The sequence below is a fragment of the Microbacterium sp. CCNWLW41 genome, assembly GCF_037083505.1.
The window spans coordinates 35,137-50,896 of sequence record NZ_JBAOJP010000005.1 but is presented as its reverse complement, the minus strand read 5'-3'; the positions used below and the strand labels follow the sequence as shown (position 1 = coordinate 50,896).

General features: G+C 72.1%; 20 protein-coding genes. 12 read left to right on the top strand and 8 right to left on the bottom strand.

What is annotated here, in order from left to right; all coding sequences use genetic code 11:
• Positions 1-22 precede the first annotated feature (22 nt).
• Positions 23-1,342: a DNA recombination protein RmuC gene (locus V6R91_RS18670; protein WP_336396420.1), complete on the bottom strand. Its 1,320-nt coding sequence runs from the start codon at positions 1,340-1,342 to the stop codon at positions 23-25.
• 57 nt (positions 1,343-1,399) lie between these two features.
• A complete protein-coding gene (locus V6R91_RS18665; protein WP_336396419.1) occupies positions 1,400-2,002 on the bottom strand; it encodes a 3'-5' exonuclease in 603 nt (200 codons plus the stop codon).
• 87 nt (positions 2,003-2,089) lie between these two features.
• On the opposite strand from V6R91_RS18665, the gene V6R91_RS18660 reads away from it, so the two are divergent.
• A complete protein-coding gene (locus V6R91_RS18660; RefSeq protein WP_336396418.1) occupies positions 2,090-2,848 on the top strand; it encodes a class I SAM-dependent methyltransferase in 759 nt (252 codons plus the stop codon).
• A gap of 25 nt (positions 2,849-2,873) precedes the next feature.
• Here V6R91_RS18660 and V6R91_RS18655 read toward each other — a convergent pair whose 3' ends face one another.
• A complete protein-coding gene (locus V6R91_RS18655) occupies positions 2,874-3,530 on the bottom strand; it encodes a methyltransferase domain-containing protein (RefSeq protein ID WP_336396417.1) in 657 nt (218 codons plus the stop codon).
• Between the two features lie 95 nt (positions 3,531-3,625).
• Between V6R91_RS18655 and ychF the strand changes: the two genes are divergently transcribed.
• The 5 genes from ychF to V6R91_RS18630 all read left to right on the top strand — a co-directional run bounded on the left by ychF (position 3,626) and on the right by V6R91_RS18630 (position 7,748).
• Complete coding sequence (ychF, locus tag V6R91_RS18650) at positions 3,626-4,699, top strand: redox-regulated ATPase YchF (RefSeq protein ID WP_336396416.1); 1,074 nt, start codon at positions 3,626-3,628, stop codon at positions 4,697-4,699.
• A 42-nt stretch (positions 4,700-4,741) separates the two neighbouring features.
• Positions 4,742-5,431: an alpha/beta fold hydrolase gene (locus tag V6R91_RS18645; protein WP_336396415.1), complete on the top strand. Its 690-nt coding sequence runs from the start codon at positions 4,742-4,744 to the stop codon at positions 5,429-5,431.
• A 52-nt stretch (positions 5,432-5,483) separates the two neighbouring features.
• Positions 5,484-6,074, top strand: a complete 591-nt coding sequence (locus V6R91_RS18640) for a class I SAM-dependent methyltransferase (protein ID WP_336396414.1) — start codon at positions 5,484-5,486, stop codon at positions 6,072-6,074.
• A gap of 107 nt (positions 6,075-6,181) precedes the next feature.
• Entirely contained in the window at positions 6,182-6,886 is a 705-nt protein-coding gene (locus V6R91_RS18635) for a phosphatase PAP2 family protein (RefSeq protein ID WP_336396413.1), read from the top strand.
• Positions 6,887-6,947: 61 nt separating this feature from the next.
• Positions 6,948-7,748, top strand: coding sequence for a DUF1206 domain-containing protein (locus V6R91_RS18630; RefSeq protein WP_336396412.1), 801 nt, complete (start codon positions 6,948-6,950; stop codon positions 7,746-7,748).
• Positions 7,749-7,777: 29 nt separating this feature from the next.
• Here the strand turns inward: V6R91_RS18630 and V6R91_RS18625 are convergent, their stop codons facing one another.
• Positions 7,778-8,557, bottom strand: a complete 780-nt coding sequence (locus V6R91_RS18625; RefSeq protein ID WP_336396411.1) for a patatin-like phospholipase family protein — start codon at positions 8,555-8,557, stop codon at positions 7,778-7,780.
• A gap of 142 nt (positions 8,558-8,699) precedes the next feature.
• On the opposite strand from V6R91_RS18625, the gene V6R91_RS18620 reads away from it, so the two are divergent.
• Entirely contained in the window at positions 8,700-9,878 is a 1,179-nt protein-coding gene (locus tag V6R91_RS18620; protein ID WP_336396410.1) for an aminotransferase class I/II-fold pyridoxal phosphate-dependent enzyme, read from the top strand.
• A gap of 21 nt (positions 9,879-9,899) precedes the next feature.
• Here V6R91_RS18620 and V6R91_RS18615 read toward each other — a convergent pair whose 3' ends face one another.
• Complete coding sequence (locus tag V6R91_RS18615) at positions 9,900-10,688, bottom strand: EI24 domain-containing protein (protein ID WP_336396409.1); 789 nt, start codon at positions 10,686-10,688, stop codon at positions 9,900-9,902.
• Between the two features lie 115 nt (positions 10,689-10,803).
• Between V6R91_RS18615 and V6R91_RS18610 the strand changes: the two genes are divergently transcribed.
• The 5 genes from V6R91_RS18610 (at position 10,804) to V6R91_RS18590 (ending at position 13,214) form a co-directional block, all read left to right on the top strand.
• A complete protein-coding gene (locus tag V6R91_RS18610; protein WP_336396408.1) occupies positions 10,804-11,115 on the top strand; it encodes a hypothetical protein in 312 nt (103 codons plus the stop codon).
• A gap of 98 nt (positions 11,116-11,213) precedes the next feature.
• Positions 11,214-11,594: a hypothetical protein gene (locus tag V6R91_RS18605; RefSeq protein ID WP_336396407.1), complete on the top strand. Its 381-nt coding sequence runs from the start codon at positions 11,214-11,216 to the stop codon at positions 11,592-11,594.
• A gap of 55 nt (positions 11,595-11,649) precedes the next feature.
• Positions 11,650-12,480, top strand: coding sequence for a DNA-formamidopyrimidine glycosylase family protein (locus V6R91_RS18600; RefSeq protein ID WP_336396406.1), 831 nt, complete (start codon positions 11,650-11,652; stop codon positions 12,478-12,480).
• A gap of 67 nt (positions 12,481-12,547) precedes the next feature.
• The gene (locus V6R91_RS18595; protein ID WP_336396405.1) at positions 12,548-12,670 is read left to right on the top strand and encodes a hypothetical protein; all 123 of its coding nucleotides are present in this window, start codon (positions 12,548-12,550) and stop codon (positions 12,668-12,670) included.
• Between the two features lie 34 nt (positions 12,671-12,704).
• Positions 12,705-13,214, top strand: coding sequence for a hypothetical protein (locus V6R91_RS18590; RefSeq protein WP_336396404.1), 510 nt, complete (start codon positions 12,705-12,707; stop codon positions 13,212-13,214).
• Here V6R91_RS18590 and V6R91_RS18585 read toward each other — a convergent pair.
• The 3 genes from V6R91_RS18585 to V6R91_RS18575 form a co-directional block, all read right to left on the bottom strand.
• Complete coding sequence (locus tag V6R91_RS18585; protein ID WP_336396403.1) at positions 13,201-13,803, bottom strand: carboxymuconolactone decarboxylase family protein; 603 nt, start codon at positions 13,801-13,803, stop codon at positions 13,201-13,203. The genes V6R91_RS18590 and V6R91_RS18585 overlap by 14 nt on opposite strands.
• A gap of 91 nt (positions 13,804-13,894) precedes the next feature.
• Positions 13,895-15,388 (bottom strand): DHA2 family efflux MFS transporter permease subunit, encoded by a 1,494-nt coding sequence (locus tag V6R91_RS18580; protein ID WP_336396762.1) that lies wholly within the window; start codon positions 15,386-15,388, stop codon positions 13,895-13,897.
• A gap of 167 nt (positions 15,389-15,555) precedes the next feature.
• Positions 15,556-15,759, bottom strand: coding sequence for a hypothetical protein (locus V6R91_RS18575; protein WP_336396402.1), 204 nt, complete (start codon positions 15,757-15,759; stop codon positions 15,556-15,558).
• Between the last annotated feature and the right edge of the window lies 1 nt (position 15,760).

Below are 15,760 nucleotides of genomic sequence, written 5' to 3'. Positions count from 1 at the left end.
CCGCGCAGCGGCTCCCGCGCATCTATTCGCGCGGTGAGGCGATCCGCGTCCGCACATCGCCCAGCTCGGCGATGGCCGCCGGCGTCTCGGTGGCCTCGTCGCTGTCTGGCGTGGTGAGGGTGCCGTCGAGCAGCTCGGGGGCCGTGAGACGGCGCGGGGTCTTGTCGATGGTCGCGGGCTCGCTCACCGCGTCGAGCTTCGTCGCGTCGATGCCGGGGAACTTGCGGGCGCTCACCAGCACGCGGGTCTCGAGCGACCCGGCGAACCGGTTGTAGCTGTCGACGGTGCGCTCGATCGCGCGGCGGAGGTCGTCGGCGTGCGACGCGAGCGAGCCGAGCCGCTCGTAGAGCTGGTTGCCGAGGTCGAACAGCGCCCGCGCCTCGTGCGAGACGTCCTGCTGCGTCCACGTGTACGCCACGGTCTTGAGGACCGCCCACAGGTTGACCGGCGAGGCCAGTGCCACCCGCTTGCCGAACGCGTAGTCCAGCAGCGCGGGATCCTCCTCCAGCGCCGCCGCCAGGAGCGACTCGCTCGGCAGGAAGCACACGACGAACTCGGGGCTCGACGACAGCCCGGCCCAGTACGTCTTCCGCGCGAGCGCGTCGACGTGCGAGCGTACGGCCTTGACGTGCCTGTCGAGGAGGGCGCGGCGCCGGGCCGCCTCCGCGCCCTGCGCGGTGAGCGGGATGGCGCTGGCTTCGAGGAAGGCGTCGAGCGGCACCTTCGCGTCGACGGCGATCGCCTTGTCGCCGGGCAGCCGGATCACCATGTCGGGACGGCCGGCGCCGGCATCCGTCGTGATCGATGTCTGCACGTCGAAGTCGACGTGACGGGTCAGGCCCGCGGCCTCGACGACGCGGCGCAGCTGCGTCTCGCCCCACACGCCGCGCGTGCTGCCCGAGCGCAGCGCGCTCGCGAGCGACTCGGTCGTGGCCCGCAGCGCCTCATCGGACTCGTGCGCGCGCCGAAGCTGCTCGGCCAGGGTGCCGAACTGCGTGTGACGGTCGCGCTCGAGCTCGTCGACCTTGACATGCATAGCGGCCAGGGTCTCCTGCACCGGGGCGAGGGCGCGGAGCACGGACTGCTCGCGGCGCTCGCGCTCCTCGCGCGCCGCCTGGTCGTGGCGAGCCTGCGCGGCCAGCTCGCGATAGAGCAGCTGCTGATGCTCGAGCTGAGCCTGCACGCCCTGGCGCCCGGCCTCGGACGCGGCCAGGTGCGCCGTCAGCTCGGCGTGCTGCCGCGCCGCGCGCGCCGCGCCGCGCGCGAGCCCCGCCGCCCACCCGGCGAGGGCCCCGACCACGATCCCGGCGATCACCACGGCACTGATCACGACTGCGTCCATGGCCTCAGCGTGCCCGATCCCTCCGACATCGCCGGGCACCGTGCCGCGGCATCCGCTCTAGGCGACCGCGAACGAGACAGCGGGAGCCTCCGCGACCGCGATCTGCGAGACCCGCACGCCGACGGCCGCGGCGAGGCCCTCGATGTCCGCCGCGCCGACGCGGTTCGCCGCGTCGATCATGACGTGGGCGCAGGCCAGGGCGTCCGCCGTGGCGTTGTGGTGGGGGAAGTCGGCGAAACCCGCCTCGGCGGCGACGAACGGCAGCCGGTACGAGTCCAGGCGGTACACCTTGCGCGCCACCTGCAGGCTGCACGCGTAGCGGTAGGGCGGGCACTCGTCGCCGGTCGCGTCGCACGCGCGCTTGAGCACGGCCATGTCGAAGCCGGCGTTGTGGGCGACGAGGATGTCGTCGCCCGCGAAGGCGGCGAGATCGGCGAGCTGCCGCCCCCACGTGGCGGCGCCGGCCACATCCTCGGGCCGGATCCCGTGGATCCGCACGTTGAGCTCGAAGAAGACGTCGTGGCCCGCGGGCGGGCGGATCAGCCATCCGGCCTTGTCGACGATGCGCCCGTCGCGCACACGCACCAGCCCGACCGCGCACGCGGAGGCGTTGCTGGAGTTCGCCGTCTCGAAGTCGATCGCGGTGAAGTCCAGTGCCACGTCCCCAGACTCACCCGGACCCGCGCCGGCGGGGCGGAGGCGCGCCGAACGCGGGCCGCCGTCGCCACCGCGGCATAGGCTCGGACCATGGCCGGTCGCGAGGAGATGTCGCTGTCGTTCGGCGCCGCCGCCGGCGCGTACGAATCCGGGCGTCCGGACTATCCGCGCGAGGCCGTGGACTGGATGCTCGCGCCGGTGCGCGAGACGGGACGCGCGCTCCGCGTGGCGGACGTGGGCGCGGGGACCGGCAAGCTGACCCGCACCGTCGTCGAGGCGGGCGCCGAGGTGGTCGCGATCGACCCGGACCCGGTCATGCTCGCCGCGCTCCGCGAGCACGTGCGCGGCGTCCCCACCTTCGTGGGGACCGCAGAGCGGATGCCGCTTCCCGACCACAGCCTCGACGCGGTGCTGCTCGGTCAGGCCTGGCACTGGGTCGACCCGGCCGCGGCGTCCGCCGAGGCCGGACGCGTCCTGCGGGCGGGCGGCGTGCTGGGCCTCGCCTGGAACATCCGCGACGAGTCCGATCCGTGGGTCGCGCGCCTGACCGCCGCCCTGCACGGCTCCCACGCCGAGGAGATGCTCGCCGGGGACGGAGCGCAGGTCGCGTATCCGTTCGACGCGCTCGAGGCGCGCACGTGGACCTGGACGCGCTCGCTCACGCGGGCCGCACTGCTGGACATGGCGGCCTCGCGCAGCTATGTCATCACCGCGCCCGACGCGGACCGCGCCGCGATCCTCGCGGCGGTGTCGGCCCTCTTCGACGAGCGCCTGCTCACCGATGCCACCGGCGCCGAGGTGGTCGACCTGCCGTACGTCACCCGCGCGTTCCGCAGCATCCGTCCCTGAGCGCCGCGGAAGGAATGCCGCGCCGTCATCCCCGGACGGTGCCGACGACGTGCCAGGGGCCGCTGCGCTCGCGGTAGCGCGGCGCGAAGCCGTGGTGGACGAGGACGTCCTCCATCGCGCGCGGGTCGTGGGCGAAGGAGCGATACGGGTTGCCGGTCACCGTGTACAGCGCGTTGAGCGCGCGGGAGGCGACGCGCGTCCACAGCGCGTTCCCCGGGTGGCTGAAGACGACGGCGCGCCTGGCACGACCGGCGGCGGCGCGGAGCAGCCGCCGGTAGTCCGGATAGCAGCAGACCACGCGATGCAGCACGACGATGTCGGCCGGCTCGACGGCCTCGGGCGCACCGGCGAGGTCGACTCCGAGCATCCTCGTCGCCCTGTCCCGCAGTCCCGCTTCGTCGAGGAGCCGGAGTGCCTCGGGCTCGTACGCCGGCGACAGCTCGACGTTGGTGGTGCGGGCGGCGCCGGCCTTGAGCGCCTCGAGCTGGATGTCGCCGATGCCGCCGCCGATCTCGAGCACCGAGGCGCCCTCCAGCCCGGTCGTGCGGGCGAAGTCGAGGACGAGCCGTGCGCTGGGCGTCAGGCCGTCGCGCCGGTAGTCGCGCGCCAGGCGGCGGGCGAACCGGTCGCCGAACTCGCGGTCGTAGCCGTCGGGGGTGCGTGGCGTGCAGCACTCGTCCACGGGCTCAGTATCCCGCCGTGCTCCGGGCCCGGCAACGGCCCGGCCATCGCGGAGCGGCGGGGAGCGGCATCCGTCCCGAACTAGACTGGATGCCCGTGGCTCTCACCATCGGAATCGTCGGACTCCCGAACGTCGGCAAGTCGACCCTCTTCAACGCGCTGACCAAGAACCAGGTGCTCGCGGCGAACTACCCGTTCGCCACGATCGAGCCCAACATCGGCGTGGTCAACCTGCCCGACCCGCGACTGGACAAGCTCGCCGAGGTCTTCTCGTCGGAGCGGATCCTCCCCGCAGCGGTGTCGTTCGTCGACATCGCCGGCATCGTCCGCGGGGCCAGCGAGGGCGAGGGGCTCGGGAACAAGTTCCTCGCGAACATCCGCGAAGCCGACGCCATCGCGCAGGTCGTGCGCGGCTTCGCCGACGACGACGTCGTGCACGTCGACGGCGCGGTGAACCCGCGCGGCGACATGGAGACGATCAACGCCGAGCTGCAGCTGGCCGACCTCGAGACGCTCGAGAAGGCGATCACGCGGTACGAGAAGGAGGTCAGGGGCCGCAAGCTCGACCCCGCCGTGCTCGCCGCGGCGACCGAGGCGAAGGACGCGCTCGAACGCGGCGTGCTGCTCTCGGCCTCGGGCATCGACCTCGCGCCGATCAAGGAGCTGGGCCTGCTGACCGCCAAGCCGTTCATCTTCGTCTTCAACGTGGATGAGGCCGTGCTGACGGATGCCTCCCGCAAGGCGGAGCTGGAAGCGCTGGTGGCCCCGGCCAAGGCCGTCTTCCTCGACGCGAAGATCGAGTCCGAGCTCATCGACCTCGACCCCGAGGACGCGGCGGAGCTGCTGGCCTCCACGGGCCAGGAGGAGTCCGGTCTCGATCAGCTCGCCCGCATCGGCTTCGACACGCTCGGCCTGCAGACCTACCTGACGGCGGGGCCCAAGGAGGCGCGCGCGTGGACCATCGGCAAGGGGTGGAAGGCCCCGCAGGCTGCCGGTGTGATCCACACGGACTTCGAGAAGGGCTTCATCAAGGCAGAGGTCATCTCGTTCGACGACCTGGTCGCGGCGGGATCGGTCGTCGAGGCGCGCGCCAAGGGGAAGGCGCGCCTCGAGGGCAAGGACTACGTCATGCAGGACGGCGACGTCGTCGAGTTCCGGTTCAACGTCTGAGCCCCCGACCCGCACCCGATCCGCCCTTCGAGAGGACAACCCGTGGCTGAAACCCAGATCTTCGAGCCCGACGGCCGGGCGATACCGTACGTCGACGAGCGCAGCGACGGTCCCGCGCTGGTGCTGCTGCCCGGCCAGGGCCTGAACATCAGCTATCTGGGCCCGCTCGCGCACGCCCTCGTGGAGGAGGACTTCCACGTCGTCCGCATCGGGCCGCGCCACCCCGCCACCGCCGCGGACGCCGAGGTGTCGCTGCACGACCTGGCGCAGGACGTCGTGGACGTGATGGCGCACGTCGGTCTCGCGGGCGCCTGGGTCGGCGGCCACGCGTTCGGCGGCACCGTGGCCCGCACGGTGGCACTGGATCACCCCGGCCGCGTCAACGGCGTGCTGCTGCTGGGCGTCGAGGGCGCGGTGGCGACCGACGAGCTGGCCGCCGGCGACTCCGACGTCCCCGCGCAGGCGCGCGACGGCGACGTCGTCGCGATGCAGCGCGCAGCACATGCGTCGACGCCCGACGTGGAGTGGTCCACGCTCCCGCCCGCGCTCCCCGTGCTCGTCATCCAGGGCTCGGAGGATCGCCTCACGCCGCCGGCGAACGGCCAGGCCCTCCAGGCATCCGCGCCCGACCGGGTGAGCGTGACCACCGTCGAGGGCGGCGGGCACCTGTTCCCCGTCACCCACATCGGCGCGACGGCGTGGCCCATCGAGGACTACCTCGACTGGGACTGACCCGTCGTCCGCCGGTGCCGGAAAGGACCGCGGCGACTGCCAGGCTGTGACGATGTCGGATTCAGCGATGTGGGACGCCGAGGCCGCGACCTTCGACGACGCCGTCGACCACGGGCTGCGGCATCCGGTCGCACGTGAGGCCTGGCGGGCGCTGCTGGTGTCGCTCGTCGGAGAGCGGCGCTCGAGGATCGCCGACCTCGGGTGCGGCACCGGGACGCTGTCGGTGCTGCTCGCCGAGCTCGGCCACGAGGTCACGGGCCTCGACTTCTCGCCGTCGATGATCCAGCGGGCGCGGGAGAAGAGCCGCACCGCCGGCGCGGACGCGACGTTCGTGTGCGCGGACGCCTCGGCTCCGCCGCTCCCGGTGGCGCACTTCGACGTCGTGCTCAGCCGTCACGTGCTGTGGGCGATGACCGTCCCCGCCCAGGCTCTGCGCAACTGGGCCGACCTGCTGCGGCCGGACGGCAGGATCGTCCTCATCGAGGGGCGGTGGCACACGGGCGCGGGGATGACCGCCGAGGACGCGCGCCGGCTGGTCGCTGCGAGCGGTCTCCAGGAGGGCTCGCTCCGGGAGCTCCCGGACGCCGAGCTGTGGGGCGGGCCGATCGCCGACGAGCGATACGCACTGACGGCGTCCCGCTGACGGACGGCGTCCCGCTGAATCGCGGGCCCTATAGCCAGCGCGCCGCGACGACGCAAGAGTGTGGGCACAACTTCGCGCCCGCGCCCTTCGGGTCGACAATGGTGTCCGTGGCGGAGGACCAGGAGCAGCAGGGCGGGCAGTCCGCCCTCGCACCCGTGCCCACCGAGCCGCTGCCGCACCCCGACCCGCACCGCGGCACTGTCCTCGTGGTGGGCGTGTGCGCCGCCGTGGCCTTCGTCGTGCTCCGGTTCGTCGTCGCGCTGGGCGGGCACGAGCCCCTCGCCCTCGACATCTGGTGGCAGGCGCTGATGATCGACATCACGACGGACGCGGGGCTGATCCTGGCCTGGATCCCCGCGGTCGTCGGCGGCACGATCGGAATGATCGTGATCGGCATCCTCTTGGTCGCCGTGTTCCTGTGGCGCAGGCGTCCATGGGATGCGGCGAACATGGCGCTCGCGATCGTCACCGTCGTGGCGATCGGCGCGCCGATGGCCGCGATCATCGCGCGCGTCCGCCCGGAGAACTCGCTGGCCGAGAGCGTGCCGACCTCGTTCCCCTCCGGCCACACGGCCGTCGCGACGACCGTCGCCGTGACGCTGGGCCTGCTGCTCAGGCGCTGGTACGTGTGGGTGGCCGGCGCATGCTGGGTGGTCTACATGATGTGGAGCCGCACATACCTGCACGCGCACTGGGTCAGTGACGTGGTGGCGGGCATGCTCGAGGGCGTCGCCGTCGCCACGCTGGTGTGGTGCTTCATGCACGCGCTGCGCATCCGCAGGGCCCAGTCGTCGGTCTCGCGAGATACATGAGTGATCTCCGGCCGCATTTCAAGACCCTTCTGCGCGAGCCGGCGAGGGATACGGTTCCAGCATGACCACTGCGAAGAACGCGGCGCGGGCCGCACAGGAATCACCCGTATTCCGCACCATCGCCCGCATCGGCTACGTCGTGCTCGGCGTGCTCCACATCGTCATCGGCGCGATCGCCATCTCGGTCGCGGCGGGCGGCGGCGGGCAGGCCGACCAGGGCGGCGCGATGCAGACCATCCGGGAGACCCCCGCGGGGATTTTCATGCTCTGGGCGATCGCGATCGGCCTGGTGGCGCTGGCCGCATGGCAGATCGCAGACGCCTTCCTCGAGCGCGAGCCCGACGAGAAGAAGAAGTGGGGCCACCGCGCGAAGTACCTCGGCACCGCCGCCGCCTACCTCGCGATCGCCGCCACCGCCGTCGTGTACGCGATGGGCGGCAGCTCGGACTCCTCCCATTCGTCGCAGACGTTCAGCGCCCAGCTCATGTCGACGCCGGGCGGGGTGTTCCTCCTCGTGCTCGTGGGCCTCATCATCTTCGCGGTGGGCGTCGCGTTCATCATCCGGGGCGCGACGCGCGCGTTCGAGAAGCACCTGGATCTGCCGGCAGGGTCGGTCCGCAAGGGCATCGTGACGTTCGGCGTCGTCGGCTACATCGCGAAGGGGATCGCCGTGGGCGTGACGGGCGTGCTCTTCGTCGTCGCCGCTGTCACGCACGACGCCGAGACCGCCGGTGGCCTGGATGCCGCCCTCCACTCGCTCGCCGAGCTGCCCTTCGGGCGCATCATCCTGTGGGTCGTCGCCGCCGGCCTCATCATCTACGGCGTCTTCTGCTTCGCCCGCGCCCGCTACGCCCGGATGTGACACGGGGGAGCGCGGCGGGAGCGGCCGTCTCACCCGGAGACCGGCTCCGCGTCCGCGCCTCCTGCGCCCGGATCGCGCGCGGATCGCTCGTCGAGGGCGACGAGCGCCGCGCGACGCCCCTCGGCGATGAGACGCGGGACGTCGGACATCGTCCACTGCGCCATGCGTTCCATCTCCGGCTGGATCAGGACGACGGCGGGGTCACCCGCCAGTTCGGCGGTGCGTGCGACGGTGCGCATCATGCGCACGTTCTCCCATCGGGCGTGCAGCCGCACCACGATGAGGCGGGAGGCGCCGAGCATCCGTGCCGCCTCGACGGGCACGTTGTCGACCATGCCGCCGTCGGCCAGCAGCGCCGCGGCGCGCCGCACCGGCGGCAGGATCCCCGGGACGGCGATCGTCGATCGCAGCGCCAGGCTGAGCGGACCCTCGTCGATGACCACCCCGCGGCGGGTGCGCAGGTCCGTGGCGTAGGCGGCGAACCGGCGGGGAAGCTCTTCGATGAGCGGGTCCCTGCCGAGCACGCGGATGACCGAGTCGCGCACCGCTGCGGTGTCGAGCAGGCCCCAGCGGGGGGAGAGGGACCATCGGGCGATCGCCCCCCAGCGGAACTCGCGTGCAGCCCGCTCGATCGCCCCCTGATCGAGCTCGGCGGCGTAGGCGGCCGCGACGAGCGCACCCGAGCTGGTGCCCACGGCGATGCCGGGACGGATGCCTCGCTCCGCGAGCACCTGCAGCACCCCGACGTGGGCGGCGGCGAAGGCTCCGCCCCCGCCGAGCACGAGCGCCAGTCCGTCGTCGTCGGTCACGGGCTCATCCTGCCTCACGCCGCGCTGCGGACAGAAGACGCCGGCGCCGCCGTCCGCGCGGGCCATTGACGCGTCGGCGGCGTCTTGGGAAGCTGAGCGAGGTCACAGTCCGGCGCTGGGGAGCGGGGGTCCGACGATGGAGATGTCGACGCGTGCGAGGGCGGCGAAGAAGTCCGTGGACGTCGTCACGACGTTCTTCTCCCGGATCCAGGCGCTCGCCGCCGATCAGGATGCCCTCGACTTCACGTTCGGCAACCCGCACGAGATGGCGCTGCCGGGGCTCTCGTCCGCACTGCGCGCGAACGCCCAGCCGCGGTCCGTCGACTGGTTCGCCTACAAGAGCAGCGAGCGGTCGGCGCAGGAGGTCGTCGCATCCGGCCTGCGCACCGAGCTCGGTCTCGACTTCGAGCCCGACGACATCGCGATGACGCAGGGCGCCTTCGGGGCGATCTCGCTGACGTTCGCGCTGCTGGCCGATGCGGGGGACGAGGTCGTCGTGCCGGTGCCCGGCTGGTTCTGCTACGAGCCGACGCTGTACGCCGCTGACCTGGTCCCGGTGCGGGCCGCGCTCGATCCGGAGACCTTCGACCTGGACGTGGATGCCATCGCGCGGGCGATCTCGCCGCGCACGCGGATCGTCATCGTCAACTCGCCCGCCAATCCGACCGGACGTGTGCACCCGAAGTCGGCATGGGACGCTCTCGCGGAAGAGCTGGAGCGTGCGTCGCGCCGCCACGGGCGCCGCATCTGGCTGCTCTCGGACGAGCCGTACCGCCGGATCCGGTTCGACGGCGTCGGGTTCGCCAGCCCGGCCGGCTCGTACCCGTGGACGCTCATCGACTACAGCTACGGCAAGGTGCTCCTCGCTCCCGGGCAGCGGCTCGGGTATCTGGCGCTCTCGCCGCGCATCCCGGCGGCAGAGCGGGAGGAGCTGCGCGCCGCGCTCTTCCCGCTCGGACTCGCGATCGGGTGGGGGTTCCCCGACGCCATCATGCAGTACTCCGTCCCCGAGCTCGAGTCGCTGACGATCGACGTGCAGGAGCTGGCGAGGAGGCGGGACCGCCTCTATGGCGTGCTCACGGAGGCAGGTGTGCAGGTCACCCGCCCCGAGGGCACGTTCTATCTCTGGGGCCGGGCGCCCGGCGGGGACGGGCGCGTCTTCTGCGACGCCCTCGCCGCCCGCGGGGTGTACGTCATGCCCGGTGACCTGTTCGATCAGCCGCATCACTTCCGCGTCTCGCTGACGGCGACCATGCCCATGATCGACCGGGCGATCCCGCACATGGTCGACGTCTCCCGGGATCTCGCGCAGGCCTCCTGACGCCGCAGGCAGCGACGCGCGTCAGGCGGACGGCACCGTGCCGGCTGGCCGTGCGGGCTCCTCTGCGGCGGGTGCGCGCCGGGGGGCGCTCTCCAGCAGCGAACGAGCGAGCAGCGTGGATCCCGCCACGGCGGCGGGCATCGTGACGACGGCGCCGAGCGGCACGAAGAAGCAGAGCTGGGTCGCCACGCCGAAGCCGAGGACGCGCGCGCGATGCCGCCGCATAAGACGTCGACGGTCGGCGGGAACCAGTCCGCGCGCGGTGAGCGCGCGGGATGCGAGCTCGTCCGCCAGCAGCCAGCCGGTGAACGACACCGCGAAGACGGCGCTCAGCGCGCCGCCCACGACCGGGATCAGAGCCACCATGGCGGCCAGGAGCGCGATCACCATGCCGCGTGAGATGAGCGAGATCCCGTCGGCCACGGATCGCCAGAACCCGTAGCCGGCGTCGTCTCCGGCGTCGCCGAGATCGGCTTCGACCGCCTTCCAGATCCTGTCGTAGAAGGGCTCGCCGATGAGCAGCGTCAACGCCGTGAAGGAGACGGCGACCAGCACGAGCGAGGCGCCGAGGAGCGCCGTGCCGACGGCGAGCCGGAGGACGCTGGCCCACACACCCGGCCAGCCGTCGGCGAAGGGGGTGATCGCCTCCGTGATGGTCGGCAGGTACGTCCCGAGGGCGATGAGACCGGCCAGGAAGATCACCGCGACGATCGCCGCGGGAACGAGCCCGAGCGCCATCAGCCCGGGACGCCGCCGCCAGTAGGCGAAGCCGCGTCCGAGCAGGCCGACTCCCCGGGCGAACTCGCGCATCCCGCTCACTCTACGTCCGGTCGCGGCATCCCGGCCCGGCCCTTGACATGCGGCGTGAACGGCCCACAGGATCCTCGGCAAGTCAACCCCTTGTCGGCGCATTTCGGATGCCGCCATGGTGGGCCTGCGCTCGCATCGAGGCGGGCTCCGCCAGCAGGAGGTGGCCATGCTCAGTGCACCGATTTCGGCCGATGGGGTTCGTCGCCCTGAACTGACCTGGGTCGGGTCGGGCGCCTGGGTCGCGTGCGATCCGGACGCCGACCCGAACGATCCCCGCCGGACGGTCGCGTACCTCGAGTGCAAGGACGAGCGGGTGTATCTGCTGTGGGTGACCGGCTCGTCGGGGGTGTGCGAGTTCGACTCGATCCGTGCGGCGCTGGATGCGATCGCCGAGCGGCTCGCAATGACGCAGCCGACGCCTGGCTAGAGCAGCCCAGCTCGCGCCTGGACCGTCTCCGGGCCGATGTCAACCCCCTCTGCGGATCTCCGTGCGGGGGGCGATGCTCGGTCCGCAGGAGGTTGATGATGTCCGGACCCACGGGGGGCGCGGGAGCCTCGACGAAGGGAGCGGTCGCCGCCGCCACGAGTGATGCGAGGCATCCGGCGGCGACCGTGCAGCAGCAGGAAGACGCTCGGCGGCTGGTCCTCGCACCGCTGTGCGACCGCTCGTGGCGCCTGTGCGATCGGGCCCTGACCTACAGCGACCCGGCGAGTGTGATCGCGTACGTGGAGGAGCTCGAGGACGGCACCTACGAGGCGGTGTGGGTGTCGGTGGGGCTGGGATTCGCACGGTACCCGTCGCTGGAGCCGCTGCTCGCCGACGCGATCGAACGCGTCGACAGCGGTCGCAGTCTCGGCGCCCTCAAGCCGCAGCACATCCCGCACCGCCCGCCTGCCCGGGTGTGAGGCCGACGCGGGACCACGCCCTCGCCGTGTCGGCGGCCCGTGGCAGGATGTGCCCATGCCAGAGTCTCCCGAGGTCGAGGCGCTCGCGCGGTTCCTCGGCAGCGAGGCCACCGGCCGCCAGGTCGACGAGGTCGATGTCCTCGAGTACCGCGTCGTCAAGACGCGTGCAGCGCCCCCGGCGACGATCGTGGGGCGCACCATCACCGGAGCCGCACGCCACGGCAAGCACGTCGAGCTGATCCTCGACGAGGGGAGCCTCGTCGTCTCGCTCGGCAGACACGGCTGGATGCGGTGGTACGCCGACGGCGTCGATCCCGATTCCGCTGCCGGCGAGCCGCCTGCTCTGGCCGCATTCGCCCTTGCCGGCGGGCGGACGCTGGCGGTGACGGATGCCGGAACCTGGGTCTCGCTCGGGCTCTTCGTCGTGGCCACCGCGGAAGCGGTGCCGGCGATCGCGAAGCTCGGTCCCGATCCGGCGGACCCGGGGTTCACCCGTGCGGACTTCGACGCGGCTCTCGGGCGGCGCCGCAAGCAGATCAAGGCGATCCTGCAGGAGCAGGAGTCGCTCGCCGGCATCGGCAACGCGTACTCCGACGAGATCCTGCATCGGGCCCGCGTCTCGCCGCTCGCCCACGCGGCCGCGCTGGACGCGGGCGAGTCCGACCGATTGTTCGATGCGACGGTGTCGACCGTGCGCGAAGCGATCGCCGCGCGCACGGGCGTCCCGATCGACCGGCTGAAGGCCGAGAAGGTGGCCTCGATGCGCGTGCACGGCCGCACCGGCGAGGCGTGCCCGGTGTGCGGTGACACGGTGCGCGATCTCGCGTTCTCGAGCACGGTGGCGCAGTACTGCCCGACGTGCCAGAACGGGGGCGCGCCGCTCTGACGACGCACCCCGGCGCGAGGCGGCAGGGCGGACCCCGCTGCTGCACGGCGTGGGTAGCATGGACGACATGACCACGTCGCAGCAGCCCGCCCCGATCACCCTCGCCCCCGTCTCCGACGACAAGAACCTCCTCACGGTCGTCGAGTCCGGCAGCTCCTGCTGCGGTGGCGGCGCCTGCGGCATGGGCTGAGGCCCGGCGCCCGAAGTCGACTCTCGCCGCGCTGATGACCGACGAACAGCTGCACATCACCCCGCGCGTCGGGCGCATCCTCATGTCCGAGGAGGCGATCTACGGCCTGATCCTCGTGTCCGGGATGATCGTCGTGAGCGGCTCGTCGACGGGCACGTCGCTGGACGCGTTCATCACGGTCGCCGTGACAGTCGTCGTGTTCTTCGCGGCGCACGTCTTCGCCGGCACGCTGGGCAGGCTGGCGGCCACCGACGGTCACGCCGGTCTTCGCGCCAGCCTGAGGGCCTCGTCGCGTCAGTCCGGCGGCATGCTCCTCGCGTCGGTGCCGCCGCTCACGATCCTGCTCCTGGGAACCTCCCGGGTGATCGAGGACAGCACCTCCCTGTGGGTGGCCCTCATCGTCAACACCGTGATGCTCGGCGCGCTCGGGTGGATCGCCGTCGCCCGCTGGAGCACTCACTGGCTCCCGCGCATCCTGAGCGCCCTGACCACCGCCGCGTTCGGCGGCGTCCTCATCCTCCTGAAGGCCGTCATCCACCACTGACGCGGGCCGCGCCGCGGGTCCCGCGCAGCGCGGAGGTGAGCGACGCGCTGAGCCCCGGCACGTCGTCCGCCGGCACGGCGAGCGCCTGCAGCGACCTGCTGAAGAAGTTGCGCGCACCGGCGGCCAGGGTGATGTCCACGATCTGGCGGTCGGTGAACCCCACATCGCGCAAGCGCTGCGCGTCTGCGTCGGTCATCGCCGCAGCATCCGTCGACAGCCTCTCGGCGTACTGCACGACCGCGGCGTCGGCATCGCTCAGGCCGGTGCCGGCAGCCGCGCCGTCGCGGACGAGCCGGGCCAGCTGGTCCTCGTCCAGGAGTCCCGCCCGCAGCGACTTGCGCCCGTGGGCCAGGAGGCAGTGCTCCGACCCCAGGGCACGGGCTGCGCCGAGGGTGGCGAGCTCGTACGTGCGCAGGCCGATCGAGGGCAGGATCGCCCCGATCAGCGCCTCGAAGGCCTGATGCGCCTCAGGATTCACCGCCATCGCCCGCGTGTGGGCGAAGACGAACCCGTCTTCTCGCAGGTCCGCCTGGTACATCTCGGCGACGTGTCCCGCGGCGGTGTCGACATCGGGTGTGCTGACGATCATGCTGCTGCCTTCCCGTCGGTTCTCGGGCGCCATCCAGAATCGCGGATGCCCCACCCCTTGTCGAGGGGCGGGGCATCGGCGTGATACGTCGTCAGTGCGCGGCAGGCGCCCCGACCGGCTGGTCGGCGGGCTTGCGGATGAGGAATGCGCCCACCAGGAGCGGCAGCGACAGGAATGCGGCCGTGAGGAACGCCGCGTGGGTCCCGGCCGCGCCGGCAGCGGCCTCGTCGGCGCCGGATGCCACCGCGGCCGACGTGCCGGCGGCCATGACGCCGAACATCAGGGCGATCCCTGCAGCACCGGCGACCTGCTGAACGGTGCCGACGACCGCCGATCCGTACGAGTAGAACCGGGGCTGCAGCGATGCGAGCGAGGCCGTGAACAGGGGCGTGAAGGAGAGTGCGAGACCCAGCGACAGCGCGGTCTGCGCGACGGCGACGAGCCACACCGGCGTCTCGGTCGTGAACGTCGTGTAGAACCACAGCAGCGAGCTGGTGATGACGGCGCCCGGCACCAGCAGCACCGTGGTGCCCCAGCGGTCGTAGATGCGGCCGATGAAGGGACCCGCCAGACCCATCGCCAGCGCGCCGGGCAGCACCACGAGGCCCGCCGTCAGCGGGTCTGCGCCCAGCACGTCCTGGAGGTAGAGCGGCACGATGGTGATGGCGCCGAAGAACGCCATCGACATGATGGCCATCTGCGCGATCGACAGGGAGAAGTTCGTGCTGCGGAACACCCGCAGGTCCAGCAGTGCGTCGTCCTTGCGCTGGAGGCGCACCTGTCGCCAGCCGAAGAGGCCGAGGGCCACCACGCCGATGCTCAGCGACACGATGAGCGTCGTCGTCGAGGCGGCGGTCGCAGCGGCGGCATCCGCTCCGCCCCCGTGACCGCCGGCGCCCAGCTGGCTGAGGCCGAAGACGAGGCCACCGAAGCCGAGGGCCGACAGGATCACCGACAGCACGTCGATCGGCGCGCGCGTGGTCTCACCGAGGTTGTGGATCCAGCGGGCGCCGACGACGAGCGCCACGATCGCGATCGGCAGCACCATTCCGAAGATCCAGCGCCACTCGAAGTTGTTCAGGATGGCGCCGGCGAGCGTCGGGCCGATCGCGGGGGCGAGCGAGATCACGATGCTGACGCGGCCCATCATGCGACCGCGGATGGCTGCGGGCACCACGGTCATCAGCGTCGTCATGAGCAGCGGCATCATGATGGCGGTGCCCGAGGCCTGCACGACGCGCGCGATGAGGAGCATCGGGAACCCGGGCGCGAGGAACGCGAGGAGCGTGCCCGTCGAGAACAGCGACATCGCGGCGACGAACATCGTTCGCGTGGTGAAGCGGCGCAGCAGGAAGCCGGTGATCGGGATGATCACCGCCATGGTCAGCATGAACGCCGTGGTCAGCCACTGCGCGGCGAGCGCGGTGATGCCGAGGTCGACGATGAGGTGCGGGATCGCGACGCCCATGGTCGTCTCGTTGAGGATCGCGACGAAAGCGGCCGCCAGGAGCAGCCAGATGACGCGGTTCTCCTCGGGGCGGAGGGCGACGGGGGCACCGGCCGCCTGGCGGGAGACGGCGGGCATGCTGCCGGTACCGGGATTCGTTTCGATGGCGGCCAAAAGTCGTCTCCTCGAGGCTCGGATGGACAGCGAAGCGCCACCCGACGATGGCAAGCCTCCAACTTAACCGCAGGCTCCGACATCGCATTCCCGATCGGTCGCGGGAATGCCGGCGTGCGCCGGTCGCGCGGTCAGCGCCCGGCGGGCTCCTCGTCGTCCCAGTCCTCCGAGCCGATCGCGTCGGTCGGCTCGGGCTCGGGCTCGCGATCCTCGATGCCCTTGGGCGTCGGACTCACGATCTCCTCGTGGGGGATGGCCTTGAGCGCGTCGATCTCCTCGCGGAGCTCGGCAAGGTCGCTGCCGTCGTGCTCGGGACGGTCCGGGGTGGAGTTCACG

What these genes read in the sequence shown, in the direction of transcription:
- V6R91_RS18670 (WP_336396420.1), bottom strand. Translation starts at nt 1,342, where the DNA reads ATGGACGCAGTCGTGATCAGTGCCGTGGTGATCGCCGGGATCGTGGTC.
- V6R91_RS18660 (WP_336396418.1), top strand. Translation starts at nt 2,090, where the DNA reads ATGGCCGGTCGCGAGGAGATGTCGCTGTCGTTCGGCGCCGCCGCCGGC.
- V6R91_RS18640 (WP_336396414.1), top strand. Translation starts at nt 5,484, where the DNA reads ATGTCGGATTCAGCGATGTGGGACGCCGAGGCCGCGACCTTCGACGAC.
- V6R91_RS18630 (WP_336396412.1), top strand. Translation starts at nt 6,948, where the DNA reads ATGACCACTGCGAAGAACGCGGCGCGGGCCGCACAGGAATCACCCGTA.
- V6R91_RS18620 (WP_336396410.1), top strand. Translation starts at nt 8,700, where the DNA reads ATGTCGACGCGTGCGAGGGCGGCGAAGAAGTCCGTGGACGTCGTCACG.
- V6R91_RS18615 (WP_336396409.1), bottom strand. Translation starts at nt 10,688, where the DNA reads ATGCGCGAGTTCGCCCGGGGAGTCGGCCTGCTCGGACGCGGCTTCGCC.
- V6R91_RS18610 (WP_336396408.1), top strand. Translation starts at nt 10,804, where the DNA reads ATGGTGGGCCTGCGCTCGCATCGAGGCGGGCTCCGCCAGCAGGAGGTG.
- V6R91_RS18605 (WP_336396407.1), top strand. Translation starts at nt 11,214, where the DNA reads ATGTCCGGACCCACGGGGGGCGCGGGAGCCTCGACGAAGGGAGCGGTC.
- V6R91_RS18600 (WP_336396406.1), top strand. Translation starts at nt 11,650, where the DNA reads ATGCCAGAGTCTCCCGAGGTCGAGGCGCTCGCGCGGTTCCTCGGCAGC.
- V6R91_RS18595 (WP_336396405.1), top strand. Translation starts at nt 12,548, where the DNA reads ATGACCACGTCGCAGCAGCCCGCCCCGATCACCCTCGCCCCCGTCTCC.
- V6R91_RS18590 (WP_336396404.1), top strand. Translation starts at nt 12,705, where the DNA reads ATGACCGACGAACAGCTGCACATCACCCCGCGCGTCGGGCGCATCCTC.
- V6R91_RS18585 (WP_336396403.1), bottom strand. Translation starts at nt 13,803, where the DNA reads ATGATCGTCAGCACACCCGATGTCGACACCGCCGCGGGACACGTCGCC.
- V6R91_RS18580 (WP_336396762.1), bottom strand. Translation starts at nt 15,388, where the DNA reads ATGCCCGCCGTCTCCCGCCAGGCGGCCGGTGCCCCCGTCGCCCTCCGC.